This is a genomic window from Paenibacillus sp. EZ-K15 (assembly GCF_002573715.1).
Taxonomy (GTDB): Bacteria; Bacillota; Bacilli; order Paenibacillales; family Paenibacillaceae; genus Paenibacillus_AQ.
Genome location: NZ_PDHM01000024.1, coordinates 167,045 through 180,625 on the forward strand (window position 1 = coordinate 167,045; position 13,581 = coordinate 180,625).

Annotated in this window: 13 protein-coding genes; all 13 read right to left on the reverse strand. The window is 52.2% G+C overall.

Annotated elements, in window-relative coordinates; all coding sequences use genetic code 11:
* Positions 1-31: 31 nt before the first annotated feature.
* Positions 32-694 (reverse strand): YqaA family protein, encoded by a 663-nt coding sequence (locus CRG97_RS28865; RefSeq protein WP_076325346.1) that lies wholly within the window; start codon positions 692-694, stop codon positions 32-34.
* A gap of 261 nt (positions 695-955) precedes the next feature.
* On the reverse strand, positions 956-1,768 hold the full coding sequence (gene pdxK, locus CRG97_RS28870) for a pyridoxine/pyridoxal/pyridoxamine kinase (protein WP_098749018.1): 813 nt from the start codon (positions 1,766-1,768) through the stop codon (positions 956-958).
* 561 nt (positions 1,769-2,329) lie between these two features.
* On the reverse strand, positions 2,330-3,076 hold the full coding sequence (map, locus tag CRG97_RS28875; protein ID WP_098749019.1) for a type I methionyl aminopeptidase: 747 nt from the start codon (positions 3,074-3,076) through the stop codon (positions 2,330-2,332).
* 340 nt (positions 3,077-3,416) lie between these two features.
* Positions 3,417-3,563 carry a hypothetical protein gene (locus CRG97_RS33410; protein WP_202619019.1) on the reverse strand — a complete coding sequence of 49 codons (147 nt, stop codon included), beginning with the start codon at positions 3,561-3,563 and terminating at the stop codon, positions 3,417-3,419.
* A gap of 77 nt (positions 3,564-3,640) precedes the next feature.
* Complete coding sequence (locus CRG97_RS28880) at positions 3,641-4,267, reverse strand: hypothetical protein (RefSeq protein ID WP_237566613.1); 627 nt, start codon at positions 4,265-4,267, stop codon at positions 3,641-3,643.
* Between the two features lie 168 nt (positions 4,268-4,435).
* Entirely contained in the window at positions 4,436-5,002 is a 567-nt protein-coding gene (locus CRG97_RS28885; RefSeq protein WP_098749021.1) for a class I SAM-dependent methyltransferase, read from the reverse strand.
* Between the two features lie 334 nt (positions 5,003-5,336).
* A complete protein-coding gene (locus tag CRG97_RS28890; protein WP_098749022.1) occupies positions 5,337-6,740 on the reverse strand; it encodes a (Fe-S)-binding protein in 1,404 nt (467 codons plus the stop codon).
* A gap of 16 nt (positions 6,741-6,756) precedes the next feature.
* A complete protein-coding gene (locus CRG97_RS28895) occupies positions 6,757-8,226 on the reverse strand; it encodes an FAD-linked oxidase C-terminal domain-containing protein (RefSeq protein WP_098749023.1) in 1,470 nt (489 codons plus the stop codon).
* Positions 8,227-8,518: 292 nt separating this feature from the next.
* Positions 8,519-9,709, reverse strand: a complete 1,191-nt coding sequence (locus tag CRG97_RS28900) for an anhydro-N-acetylmuramic acid kinase (RefSeq protein ID WP_098749024.1) — start codon at positions 9,707-9,709, stop codon at positions 8,519-8,521.
* 3 nt (positions 9,710-9,712) lie between these two features.
* Entirely contained in the window at positions 9,713-10,891 is a 1,179-nt protein-coding gene (locus CRG97_RS28905; protein ID WP_098749025.1) for a DUF1343 domain-containing protein, read from the reverse strand.
* A complete protein-coding gene (locus tag CRG97_RS28910) occupies positions 10,888-11,583 on the reverse strand; it encodes a hypothetical protein (RefSeq protein WP_098749026.1) in 696 nt (231 codons plus the stop codon). The genes CRG97_RS28905 and CRG97_RS28910 overlap by 4 nt, the downstream gene beginning before the upstream one ends.
* A gap of 26 nt (positions 11,584-11,609) precedes the next feature.
* Positions 11,610-12,716 (reverse strand): ABC transporter ATP-binding protein, encoded by a 1,107-nt coding sequence (locus CRG97_RS28915; RefSeq protein ID WP_098749027.1) that lies wholly within the window; start codon positions 12,714-12,716, stop codon positions 11,610-11,612.
* A gap of 14 nt (positions 12,717-12,730) precedes the next feature.
* On the reverse strand, positions 12,731-13,564 hold the full coding sequence (locus CRG97_RS28920) for a carbohydrate ABC transporter permease (protein WP_076325335.1): 834 nt from the start codon (positions 13,562-13,564) through the stop codon (positions 12,731-12,733).
* Positions 13,565-13,581: the final 17 nt, after the last annotated feature.

Consider the following 13,581-nt stretch of genomic DNA (forward strand, 5'->3'; position numbering starts at 1 on the left):
GCGGGGGTAACCCCCCGCGTCATGTTTAGCATTAAGCGGATGGAGTCTGGTCCGACGTCTGCTCCAGCACCGTCTTTTCGACCACAGCGGGGCTAGATTCGATAGTAGATTCAGCCAGCTTTTCCTGCTCCATTTTCTTACGCTTGCGTTTGCGGTTAAAGTACACACCGATCAACAGAAGCGGAACCGCAATAAGCGCAATATATAACGATACATCCTTAACCATACCTTCTGCCGCGTTACCGTACAGGTAAAACAAGGTACCTACCACATAAAACTTGGTAGCTCTGCCTATAGCGGCATAAGCAAGAAGTCTCCATAACGGGAAGTTCAAGCACCCCGATAGAATCGTGAACACCTTAAAGGGTACCGGCGTGAAGGAACCAATCAATATGGCGGCCTCGCCGTTTTTCTGAAACATGTTCGTAGCAGAGTCAATCCACTCTTTTTTCAAAATCTTGTATAGTACCGACTTCCCAAGCAGCTTTCCGATTAAATAACCCAGCGGCGTCCCCAGCAAGCACCCGATAAAGCCATACGTTGCAAGCCACAGCGCATTCTGCGGATGCATGATGCTTAGCGAAACCTGCAGAAAAAAGGCGGGAACCGGAAAAATTACAGCATCAGCAAACGAATGAATAAACAATCCCCATGGACCAAACTTGATCAAAAAATCCAAAATGTCCTGAAACATGTCTCAACCCCTAAACATTTTCTTCCTGTTTCTATCAGACCCTGTATAAAGTATAGCACATAATTATACTGGAAAGGACCTAAGCCGCCCTATCCCTCCCGAAAAAACGCGTAAAACGAAGCATGCCTTTGCTCCTATACACTATATGCAGCGAGTTCAACTAACAACAAAAAAACCTTTCTTCTTGGAAGAAAGGTTTGGGGTCACTCTCTGCAAGCCGAATTTCATCCATGAATAAGCTTGCAAAAAAATGTATTTTGTTTAATTTGCAGATAAACTGCGATGCGCGGAATGTCTTGTCGGACCTACGAATTCATTCAGTGGGAAGCCATTGGAGATGGCTTGGGTAATGAATGCCTTCGCTTGCTGTACCGACTCGCGAACGGTCAAGCCTTTAGCAAGATTAGCTGTAATGGAAGCGGATGACGTGCAGCCCGCGCCATGGGTGTACTTCGTTACGATGGTATCAGCCTCGAACCATTCAAAGTTGTTTCCGTCATAGAGCAGGTCCATCGCTTTGCCTTCGCGGATCTTGCCTCTATCTTTAATCAGCACATTCTTCGCGCCGCGCTCATGAATAATGGCCGCAGCCTCCTGCATTTGATCCAGGGTCGTGATCGGGCCAGACTTGGCCAGTTGGGACGCCTCGAACAGGTTTGGCGTTACCAGATCAGCGCGCGGGAGAAGGAACTCCAGCATCGCTTCCGTATTTTCCGGCTGCAGCACTTCATCCGTGCCTTTGCAGACCATCACCGGATCGATGACAATCCGTTCTAGATTATAGCGGTCGATATACTGGGACACAAGCTCGATGATCTCTACGGATCCGAGCATGCCGGTCTTCATGGCGTCGATGCCAATGCCCTCGAGCACGGTTTTCAACTGTGTTTCTACAATATCTAGCGCCACCGGGAAAACCTGATGATCCCATGTCTTTGGTTCCATGCAGACAATCGTGGTCAGTGCGGTCATACCGTATACGTCAAATTCCTGAAACGTCTTCAGGTCAGCCTGGATGCCAGCGCCGCCGCTCGTATCGGAGCCCGCTACTGTTAGTGCTTTTCGTATCGTCATGTTCCATGTTCCCTTCGCTTGTAAAATGATTACTCTATTATAAGAAAAACTCAGAGTGGCGTCTATTCGCAGATGTCGAAATCTGAGAGATAACACGCCACTCCGCATGCGGATTGTTCTTCCGATCGCTGTTGCCCCCAGATTTCCTTTGAATCATCGATCATAATCGTAGAAATCCGGTGGCAAAGGCGAACGCTTCGCTTCTACAGAACAATTCCGCCTTCTCCGTTGGAGTCTGTCTCATAACCCTTAAAGGACAAATTCACTTTAGTGTCTATTCGCAGATGTCGAAATCTGAGAGATAACACCCCACTTCGCATGCGGATTGTTCTTCCGATCGCTGTTGCCCACAGATTTCCTTTGAATCACGATATTACATCGTTGAAATCTGGTGGCAGCGTATGCTTCCGATGCTAGCTTTCCTCTGGAAAGCTTTCAGACGAACACTTAGAACAATTCCGCCTGCTTCGTTGGAGCATTTCTTTTAAGCCATGAACAGAGCCTTATAGATTGTACCATCCCGTGCTCCATACGGAGCGTTAGCCCCTAAGGAGTCGCATCTTATTGTTCCGTCAGGATCACCGGGCCATCCTTTGTGATGGCGAGCGTATGCTCATACTGCGCGGACCATTTGCCGTCCACCGTTCTCGCGGTCCATCCGTCTGAATCGATCTTGCATTGATATGTGCCAAGATTCAGCATCGGTTCAATGGTGATGACCATGCCCTCTTTAAGCCGTGTCCCGCGATTGGGCGGGCCGTAATGCGGTACTTGCGGCTCCTCATGCATATTTTCGCCGATGGCGTGCCCCACGAAGTGGCGGACGACCGATAAATTTTGGGATTCCGCATAGGTTTGAATCGCATGGGAAATGTCTCCGATTCGATTGCCGATCACCGCTTGCTCAATGCCAAGATACAGGGATTTCTTCGTTACGTCCAGCAGATGCTGCGCTTCCTCGGACACGTTTCCGACCGGATAGGACCAAGCGGAATCGGCGAGCCAGCCATCATACTTCACCACCATATCAATGGTAACGATATCCCCGTCCTTCAATGGCTCATTGCTCGGAAAACCATGGCAAATCACGTCATTAACCGACGCGCAGGTGGCAAAAGGATATCCGTGATATCCCTTCTGCTCCGGTGTCGCGCCGCGCTCTGCCAGAAACCGCTCGACAAATTGATCAATCTCAAGTGTCGTCACGCCCGGTTTAATCATCTTGGCAATCTGCCGGTGGCATTCGGCGAGAATGTCCCCAGCCTTATTCATCTTGGCAATTTGTTCTTGTGTTTTGAGGATTATCAATCCTGCTCACTCCTTCTCATATGGCTGTTATCTCCTATTCAAATCAAAAAGCCTTAGCTGACCGAAGATTCTTGAAGACAGGCACCTGCCTCTCCTCACTCCCCGGCCAATAAGGCTGATTCACAATCACAAGGTGTATCTGCTTTTTCTTCTTGTCTTGTGTCCAAAAAAAGAAAAGCGAAAAGCGCCCTACCTCATCTTATTCTACTCCGAAGCCAAGGGAACCTCAATCATTTCCGTTGGGAATGTCTTCCTTCTGTTTATACGCGGAATGTAAGGTTGCGCAGAAACGATAATTTTACACGCCAGATCACAATTCCTCTCTTTTTTCCTATGTTCATTATTCGCCGTCCATGCCCCCGATATTCGTGAGGCCGGGTTCCGGCAGCGTCAGAGCAAGGGCAAGGGCAGCCGAAATCACCTCAACCGCAAACGCAATATCGCAAGCTCTACCATACATACGTATCAAAAAGACCAAAGGATACAAAAAAAACTTTACCCCGACAATGGCGATAAAGTTTCAACTCGAAAATAGGTTACAGGAGTAAACATTTTACATTCCCTTTATATTTCTCTTTTCTTCCTCCAAAAATAAAGCCATACCCCCGCAGCCAGCAGCACTACTGCAGCTCCCCACATGATGGGCTTCAGTAAGAATGGAGATTGACCTGCATTCTCGCCTTCACCTGGAGGCACGCCCTCGGCAAGCGTACCGGGTCCTGATCCCCGAGCAGATGCATCTTCTGGAGGGTATCCATCTCCAAGCTCGGTTAGCTCTTTGCCTGCGGTGGAGAGGAGCTTCGTACCATCACACATCCCTGTTCTCAGCTGACCCGATTCTACAGATGCGAACACCAGGAATTCGCTCCCTACGGCAAATTGATCATAACCGCAGCTAGCTGATGACATAGCTGTTGTAAGCTCCGTCATTCCAGCTAATTCGCCCTTCCATACTTCCGTTACCTCTAACATAACATGAACCGGATCTGCGGATGACATCACCAACTTCGGCTTCGGGCCAACCAGCTTGGTCACTTTGCCTGCAAATATTGCTGCACTCCGTTCCAAGCTCTCCTCAACCGTTGGCGGTCCTGCACAAGAACAGGCAAATACGTTGGCTGGTTTGACCGTGTACAGACTCACGAGCAGCAGCAAGCAGCTAAGCAGGATCATAACCATGGATTTTCTCATCAATGAATCACCTCAAACCTTAGACGGCCCCCTCCCCCAAAATGTTCCAGCTGTCTCAATAAATGCACCGATCTGGGATCCACCTCCACAAAACGTGGTGAGGCGGCACTAGACGGCGGTCGATTTAAAGGGGAGAGTTCATCCAGCAAGAGGCTTCATCGACATTGGCTATTTACTGGCGATAATCAGATAATGACGCTCTGTAGGATACTCGATGCCTTCCACATGAAGCCCTGCTTGCTCCAACAAAGCCTTCATCACATGCGGATCAACCCGGTTCGGACGGGGAACCCGCTTCTCAGCCGGATCCTCTTGCCACTCCAGACACAAGCATCGTCCTCCTGGTCGCAGCACTCTTGCCATCTGGCGGATGGACTCTTCCAGCTGATCGGTGATATGAAGGATCAGGGAAGCGATGACTCGATCCACAGCTTCTTGCTGAAAAGGAAGCTTTTCCAACATGCCTTCCATCACCTTAATATTCGTGAGTCCCTGTTCCTGTGCACGCCCCCGCATCATGTCCAGCATGGCTGGCTCGGTATCCAGCGCGTAAACCGTGCCTGTCGTTAACTCGGCTGCCGGTATGGAAAAATAGCCGGTACCTGCCCCGACGTCAAGGACATCCACCCCGTCGCTCACTTGGAGCTTCTCTAGCAGCGAAGATGCCGGTAACTCCTTCTTCCTTTCCGGACTTTCCAATCGGTCTATGAGTGACGGATCAAAACTCTCTTTCATGGTATCGCTCTCCTCCTCGCATGATTGCATTTTGCTTATACGTACTAATGTGAACCCAGTGAGGGAGAACTCCCCCCATCGGTCTACCATACCGTTGATAGGAAACGATGTAAACCGGTTCGTTGCCTTATATCACTGTATCCATCCTTATATCACTTTACCGATCCTTATATCACTTTACCGATCCTTATATCATAGTACTGATAGGATTAATGCTGGTCCGGAACCATTATATATAATAAATGGCCGCAACAGACACCCTGAATTATGATAATCAGGCTAAAAAGGGCATCCCCACGATCATAATGACCATGAAGTTGCCCCATTTGTACAATTAGTCACGCTTATCCTCAATCAGCACCTGCTCTGCCAGAAAATCCACAAGATGAACAGCTTCTACGCCATTTTTTTGCATACCGGCACGCTCGATCCCCCACTTCATCTGCAGCAGGCATCCCGGGTTCGAAGTCACGATGACCTTGGCTCCGGTAGCCTCCACATGTTCCATCTTGTGATCCAGAAGCGTGGTCGACATTTCCGTCTGGGTCAAATTATAAATGCCGGCGGAACCGCAGCATACCTCGGCCCCCTGAAGCTCGCACATCTGTACAGCCGGAAGCAGCTCCATCAGCTGGCGCGGCTCGCCTTGTACCCTCATCACATTGCGCAAGTGGCAAGAGTCCTGATAGGTGACGGTTATGGCCCCGTTCTGCGGGCTTTCCGCCTGAATCGGCGTAAGCGGCCGACCGAGGCTGTGCAGCAGCTCGGAGATGTCCTTCACCTGATCTGCAAAACGAATCGCCGCTTGCTGAAGCCGCTCATCCGGTTCTGCATGCATCAGATGATCGTATTCCTTCAGCAGAGCGCCACAACCTCCTGCATTGCTTGCAATGTAATCCACGTCCGCTTCCCCGAAAGCCCATATGTTCTGACCGGCCAGCCGCTTGGCATCGCCCATCTCACCAGCATGCGCATGCAGCGCTCCGCAGCATACCTGCTCCTCCGGAATGACAATTTCGAACCCGGCCTGCCGCAGCAGCCGTACGGTGTTCACGTTCGTGGATGCAAACATGACATCCATAATGCAGCCACGGAACATCCCGACCCGGCCAACCTTAGCCCCAGCCGCAGGGATAACCATTAGCCTTGAACCGCTGTCTGTCGTCTCGCGGCGGTAGGGCAAGCCAGCCTTGCTCCACAGCTCTTCCAGGCCGTCGCCCATTACGGGAGGCAGTGCCTTCTCCAGCTGTTGGAGATGGTCGGGAAACAGCTTCATGGCTCCGGAACTGCGCGCAAACTTTTGAAGGCCGGATTTCTGGTAGAACGAAAGCGTCTTGCCGATCAGCTTCAGTCTTCCGCGATGCGGGAATATCCCTTGTAGGAACGTTTTTCGGACGACTCGTACCGGCATAGAATAAGGCTTCTCGGCCGCAATGGCTGCCCGGGTCTGCTCGATCAGCTGGCCATATTTCACATCGGAAGGACAAGCAGGCTCACAGGCTCTACAGCCCAGACATAGATCCATCTGGCTCCGAAAGCTCTCATCCGGCTCCATCAAACCATCCACAACCGCTTTCATAAGCGCGATCCGCCCGCGGGGGGAGGCAGCTTCGAGCCCTGTCTCGAGGAAGGTCGGACAGGCGGTCTGGCAAAACCCGCAGCGCATACAGTTCGTCAATTGATCCTCATCCAGCGTCAGCTTTAGCGATTGTGCAAGCTTCTCATGGGTTGAATTCATGCGCGTTCGCCTCCTCTCACGATGTTTCGATCTTCTGATCCTGATCCGAAACGGAGTCCCGCTCTGCCTGCTCCGTCCGCTCCTGGAAGATAATCCGCTTCCGGGTTTCCGCAAACAACTTGCCGGGATTCATGATCTGGTGGGGATCAATCGCGTCCTTAATGGATTTCATCATCTTGATGCCGGCTTCGCCCACCTTCCATTCCAGGTAAGGAGCCTTCACGATACCGACGCCATGCTCACCGGTAATGGTGCCCCCCATGGCAATCGCCACCTCGAAGATTTCGGCGAATGCCTGCTCCACGCGGTGAATCTCTTCCGGGTCACGGGCATCCGTCATCGCGGTCGGATGCAGATTGCCATCCCCGGCATGGCCGAATGTGCAAATCTGCACGTCGTATTTCTGGGCGATACGCTGAACTTCAAGCACCATGTCCGCAATTTTCGAACGCGGAACCGTCGCGTCCTCCAAGATCGTGGTCGGCCGCAATCGGGATAGCGCGGCAAGCGCGCTCCGTCTCGCCTCCATTACCTTCGCCCCTTCTTCTGGTGTCTTGGCGATGTTGAGCTGAACCGCGCCAGAAGCGAGACATATCTCCTCCAGCTTCTTTAAATCCCGCTCCACATCATCGACATTGCCGTCCTGCTCGATCGCCAGCATCGCTTTGGCGTGAACCGGCAGTCCGATTTTGGCAAATTCCTCAACCACCTGGAGGGTCGGCTGATCCATGAATTCCAAGGTACACGGGAAAATATGATTCGCTATAATATTCGAAACCGTTCGGGCCGCCGCGTTAAGATCGTCGTAGACGGCAACCATCGCCTTCCTGTATGAAGGCTTAGGAATCAACTTAACTGTGGCCTCGGTCAGAATGGCTAGCGTACCGCCGGATCCTACCAGCAGTCGAGTCAAATCATACCCTGCTGCGTCCTTCACCAGCTTGCCGCCCGTGCGCAGGATGCTGCCATCCGGCAATACGGCTTCCAGGCCAAGGACATAATCCTTGGTCGTTCCATACTTCAAGCCGCGCAGCCCGCCAGCTCCCAGAGCGATATTACCGCCCATTGTACAGATGATCATGCTGCTTGGATCCGGAGGATAGAACAGCCCTGTCTGTTCAACCGCCAGATGAAACTGCTTTGTATTCAAACCGGTCTGGAAGGTCGCGGTCAGGTTATCCGCATCGATCTCCAGCAGCTTATTCATTCGGGTCATGACCACGATCAAACCGCCCTGAAGCGGAATGGTCCCTCCGCACAGATTGCTGCCAGCACCCCGCGTAATAACGGGTATGCGGTGTTTTGAGCAAATTTTAACGATGTCGGATACTTCCTGCGTGCTTCCAGGAAAGATAACCCCGTCCGGCATCGCTTGATATAGCGGCGTAGCATCATAACTGTAAGAGACGAGACTTTCCGGATCGTCCTTGAACCACTTCCCGCCAACCACGGCGGCCAGCTGCTCGCGAATAACAGATTCCAGCACGTTGTTTCCCCCTCCCCTATACGGGTTTGACTACAATAAAAAAATAATCACTTTACTTATCTAATCACTGTTTAACATTATCTATCCACCGTCGCTTGGCATTACCGTCCCGCGGTCTTTAATGAACGGTTATGCTCGGGTTTATGCTCGGACTAAGCACAGGTTTATGCATGGTTTATGCTTCCTCCGCTATGGCAGGGCAGCTTCCCCATAACAGTTGGACGATCGGCTCCCGTCGCCGCAGGCAAATTGTTAAGAACACCGAGCATGTTATGCTCGGTTGCTTCCTCCGCTATGGCAGGGCTAGCTTCCCCATAACAGTCGGGCGATTGGCTCCCGTAGCTGCGGGCAAATTGTTAGGAACACCGAGCATGAAGTCATTGCCTAAGAGTGCAAAAATGACGGCTTCTTTGGCATCGTCATCAAAGCCCAGCGCCTTGGAGGTCATCACTTTCTGTTCCGGCAGCAGCTCGCTTAACATGGAGAGCAGCGTCTTGTTGTGGGCTCCTCCGCCAGTCACGATCACTTCATCGATTTTGTAACGGGGAAACACATATCTCTCATAGCTATCCGCAATAGTATGGGCGGTAAACGCCGTAGCCGTTGCCATCACGTCCTCATCCGAAAGCTTCCTGAGCCTGGCTTGTTCCAGAAATGAAACCGCATAATTATGACCAAACCATTCTCTTCCCGTTGATTTGGGCGGCTCCGCGTGAAAATAAGGATGCTCCATCATCTCGCTTAACAAGGCCTGATCCGGGTTACCTCGGGCAGCCCATGTTCCGCTGTCGTCATACGAAAGCTGCCCTCCGGACAGCATATGGGCTACGGCATCCATGATCATATTGCCGGGTCCGGTATCAAAGGCCAGCACATCCGCAGGATCCGCCTCTGCGGGCAGCGCCGAGCAATTGCCGATCCCGCCGATGTTCTGCAGCAGCCTCCCCCGCTGCGGGTGCCGAAACAGGATCAAATCTCCGTAAGGAGCAAACGGGGCCCCTTGCCCCCCAACCGCCATATCTGCGGGACGGAAGTCTCCTACCGTAAGCTTGCCGGTCTGCTTGGCGATAACGGATATATCACCGATCTGTAGAGTCGAAGCGACAGCATAGGGATCACCTTGTTCAGGTACAGGCTGATGCCAGATCGTCTGTCCATGTGAGCATACCAAATCCACCTCATCGATTCGCATGCCGGCATCGGCAACCGCTTCCAGAACTGCCGCCCCGAACTGATACCCCAAGTATGCATTCATACTGCATACAGCAGCGCTATTGGAATTCTCTTCACTGCACAAATCGCGCAGCCGCTGACGGAGCTCCGGTTCGTATGGCTTGCTATAGTAATGCAACAGTTCAACCGATGCCTCGAGGCCGCTTCCGTGTATGCGGACGATGGCCGCATCGATGCCGTCAAGCGAAGTGCCCGACATCAGGCCGACCACAACGGTCGGCCCTCCATCCTTCCATGGTGAGAACATCATACTTTACACCTCCCCATACAGCAGATAAGGGGTCCGCATCGTTCTCCACAACTCCGCATCCTTGCCCCACTCGGCAACAATGCGCTGGAGTCCGGCTTCTTCGTGGATGTGCCGCCGGACATCTTCGCTGCCCGTTAGTAAATCAATAAAATACCGGTTGCGTCCCTCCGGTGGGGTAAGCCACTGGAACTGATCCGGGTACATTCGGCTGACCAGGTGCAACAGCACAAGCCCTGTACGCACAGCTTCCACTTTTGCCGAATTCGTTACAAACAACATCACCCCGCCGCATCCTTCGCCCTGATGCTTCGAGAAGGTGGGTGTCATGTACATGGAATGGGCATGCACACCCGGCAGTCCGTACGCGTTGAATGCCTTCGCCAGCTCTTCGCCATCGACCCATGGAGCACCGATCCATTCGAATGGCCGGGTCGTTCCCCTTCCTTCCGAAAGATTGGTCCCTTCGAAGAAACAAGTCCCGCTGTACAGCCGCACCGTATCCATCGTGGGAATGTTCGGCGAAGGCAGCACCCACGGAAGACCCGTGTCGTTATAAACCATGTCGCGCGTCCATCCTTCGAGCTGAATCACATCCAGATCACATCCGGTCCCTCGCAAGTCATTGGCCATGCGCGCGAATTCGCCAATGGTCATCCCGGTGCTAATCGGAATCTGCCATCCGCCCACCATGGATTCATATCCCGGCTGCAGCAAACCGCCTTCACAGCGCTCACCGCCAAGCGGATTCGGCCGGTCCAGGACAAGCAAGCTCTTGCCTTGCTCAGCGCATGCCTCCATGACATAGAGGAGCGTGGTCAAATACGTGTAAAAACGCACGCCAAGGTCTTGAATATCGAAGATGACCGCGTCCACGTTCTTCAGCATGTCGGCATCCGGTTTACGCCGCGAACCATACAGGCTATACACCGGCACGCAGAATACCGGGTCCACTTCATCATCGACGTGCTTGCCTGCCTGCAGCTGACCTCGCAGCCCATGCTCGCAAGCAAACAAAGCCGTCAATTCGGACTCAGGTAAGCCTGCAATCACCTCAATAGATGAACGAAAATCCGACGTGAGCCCCGTCGGATTCGTGATGACGCCAAGGCGACAACCCGTGATTTTCTCATGCTTGATATTCGGCAGCATATCAATTCCGCTCCGCACGTTGCTTCTCATCATATGCTTACACCTCTCGCTTCCGAGGCTACCACACCGTCTTCCACCGGTTTAGCCTCTTCCGGATTCAGTACATTATACGTAACCTTATGCTGGTATATAGCCCACATACCGTTAAACAAAAATCCAAAGCCAACAACCGTAACCATCAGCGGAATCGCGACGCAGAAGGCTTGAAAGCATGCGCCCAGCGTATAGGCCGGAAACTTCAGGAACAGCTTGACACTGTGGGCCATGGCCTTGAAAATGCTCATCCCTTCCTGGATGACAAGCTGAAAGGTGTAGAATTGGGAGATGAGCGCCATGACAACAAAATAGGTTTGGAACACGCCAATCGCAAGATAGCCGATTCCCTCTTTGCCTCCGTAATACCACCAGGTGGACCATAGAATCAATGTCATCACCACGAAGAAGAAGCCCATGACGACGGCGGGTCCAAGTCCTTTAAGCGCACCTTGAAACACGTCTTTCAGCCTCGACTTGCCCCGTTCCGTTTTGCGGTAATAGGCATAACAAACACCGTAGAACAGCGGCATATACAGAACCGGCAGCAGCACCAGCGCTACCCATAGCGGCACAAACATAACCACCGTTACGAGCACCAGCGAGGTAATCATGCTGTATAAGGCCACCGCCGTGATCTCACGGTAAATCTCAACCCCGGTCTTCTTCAACACATCATTCAGCTTGCGCATAGCTTTCCTCTCCTCTTCGTCGTTGTTTACCAATCGATACGCTGTTCCGTCTCAGGATCGAAGAAATGCACCTTATCGAAATTGAAAATGAAGGTTTTGTCCATGCCCGGATAACCCGTCGTTTCCGGGTGAACCTTCGCGGTAACGGTCCGGTTTCCTATGCGGAAGTACACCAGGTTCTCAGAACCGAGATGTTCAACGACCTGAACCTTGGTGGAATACTTGTAATCCAGATTGGTTGTGCCTGGCATATCCTCGCCGGTAATATGCTCAGGGCGAACCCCCAGAATAAGATGCCCATTGTCGTATTTGCTCAGCGCACCCGCCATCGCGTCCGGAATGGTGAATACCCCGCCTTCCATCCGGAGGACATTTCCTTCCTTATGCACATCGATAAAGTTCATCGGCGGGGAGCCGATAAAGCCGGCTACGAACATGTTCTGCGGTTTCGCATACAGCTCAGTTGGTGATGCGATCTGCTGGATAATGCCGTTGTTCATCACGACGATCCGCTCACCGAGCGTCATCGCTTCAACCTGATCGTGCGTTACATATACAATGGTGGCTTCCAGACGCTTGTGCAGCTCGGACAGCTCTACCCGCATCTGCACGCGAAGCTTCGCATCCAGGTTCGACAGCGGCTCGTCAAAGAGGAACACCTGCGGGTCGCGCACGATGGCCCGCCCAACCGCCACACGCTGACGCTGTCCACCGGACAGCTCGCGCGGCTTCCGGTCAATCATCGACTCCAGGCCGAGAATGGATGCTGCCTGCGCTACCTTTTGCTCAATATAAGCCTTGGGCTTCTTCAAGTTCTTCAAGCCGAAGGAAAGATTCTCGCGAATCGTCATATGCGGATACAGCGCATAATCCTGGAACACCATGGCGATATCCCGGTCTTTCGGATGAAGATTGTTCACCACCCGGTCGCCGATGACGATATCGCCGGACGTCTGACGCTCAAGGCCTGCAATCATGCGCAGCGAGGTGGTTTTGCCGCAGCCGGAAGGACCGACAAATACCACGAACTCTTTATCATTGATCACAAAGTCCGACCCCGCTACAGCGGTAAAGGTCCCTTTGTTGTCGTCTACAAATTCTTTTCGTATATTACGGAATTCTACGCGTGCCATAACTTTGCCTCCTTCTAGCCTTTAACGGCTCCAATGGTGATGCCTTGCAGGAAATAGCGCTGAAGCGAGAAGAACAGGATCATCATCGGCAGTGCCGCGACGGTTGCTCCAGCCATAAGTGCGCCGAAATCGGTCGTGTCCGCATAAACGAAGGAAGCCAGACCGACTTGAATGGTCCTCATTTCCGTCGAATTTGTCACGAGGAAGGGCCAGAAGAAATCGTTCCAGGATGCAACGAACGTGAAAATCGCTAGCACGGCAAGACCCGGTTTAGCCATCGGAAGAATGACTTTCCAGAAGATGCCGAATTCCCCGCAAGCGTCGATACGCGCTGCATGAATCAGAGAGGTAGGCAGCGATGACATGTACTGCTTCATCAAGAAAATGTTGCCCACGCTTACAATGCCGGGAAGAAGTATAGCTGTGTATGTATTCCCGAGATCAAATACGTCAATCATCAAAATATAGAGCGGAATCAGCGTCACTTGTGCCGGGATCATCATCGTGCTGAGCAAAACCCAAAATACCGCTTTGTTCCCCGGGAACTTCAGCTTCGCAAAGGCATACCCTGCGAGTGAGGCCAGGAACACGTTGGTCACCGTCAGGATGGACGAGATTAATAAGGAGTTAAAGAGCCATCTCATGACGTTGGTTTTGCCAAAAAAACGCTCGTACGGGGCCACGGAAAATACGTCCGGAATCATTTTCGGGATAAACGAAGCCGCTGATTTGGTGTCCTGCACAGAGCCAATCAACATCCAGTACATCGGAATGATCGTCAGAACGCTCCATACCACCAAGATGACCGAAGCCACAATCAGCATGATCAATTTTGATCTTGATTTCATAGGTGCACCCCCTTTTA

Bases quoted from the DNA above. Each gene is read 5' to 3' on its own strand.
- CRG97_RS28865 (WP_076325346.1), bottom strand. From the start codon at position 694: ATGTTTCAGGACATTTTGGATTTTTTGATCAAGTTTGGTCCATGGGGA.
- pdxK (WP_098749018.1), bottom strand. From the start codon at position 1,768: ATGACGATACGAAAAGCACTAACAGTAGCGGGCTCCGATACGAGCGGC.
- CRG97_RS28880 (WP_237566613.1), bottom strand. From the start codon at position 4,267: ATGAGAAAATCCATGGTTATGATCCTGCTTAGCTGCTTGCTGCTGCTC.
- CRG97_RS28885 (WP_098749021.1), bottom strand. From the start codon at position 5,002: ATGAAAGAGAGTTTTGATCCGTCACTCATAGACCGATTGGAAAGTCCG.
- CRG97_RS28890 (WP_098749022.1), bottom strand. From the start codon at position 6,740: ATGAATTCAACCCATGAGAAGCTTGCACAATCGCTAAAGCTGACGCTG.
- CRG97_RS28900 (WP_098749024.1), bottom strand. From the start codon at position 9,709: ATGATGTTCTCACCATGGAAGGATGGAGGGCCGACCGTTGTGGTCGGC.
- CRG97_RS28905 (WP_098749025.1), bottom strand. From the start codon at position 10,891: ATGATGAGAAGCAACGTGCGGAGCGGAATTGATATGCTGCCGAATATC.
- CRG97_RS28910 (WP_098749026.1), bottom strand. From the start codon at position 11,583: ATGCGCAAGCTGAATGATGTGTTGAAGAAGACCGGGGTTGAGATTTAC.
- CRG97_RS28915 (WP_098749027.1), bottom strand. From the start codon at position 12,716: ATGGCACGCGTAGAATTCCGTAATATACGAAAAGAATTTGTAGACGAC.
- CRG97_RS28920 (WP_076325335.1), bottom strand. From the start codon at position 13,564: ATGAAATCAAGATCAAAATTGATCATGCTGATTGTGGCTTCGGTCATC.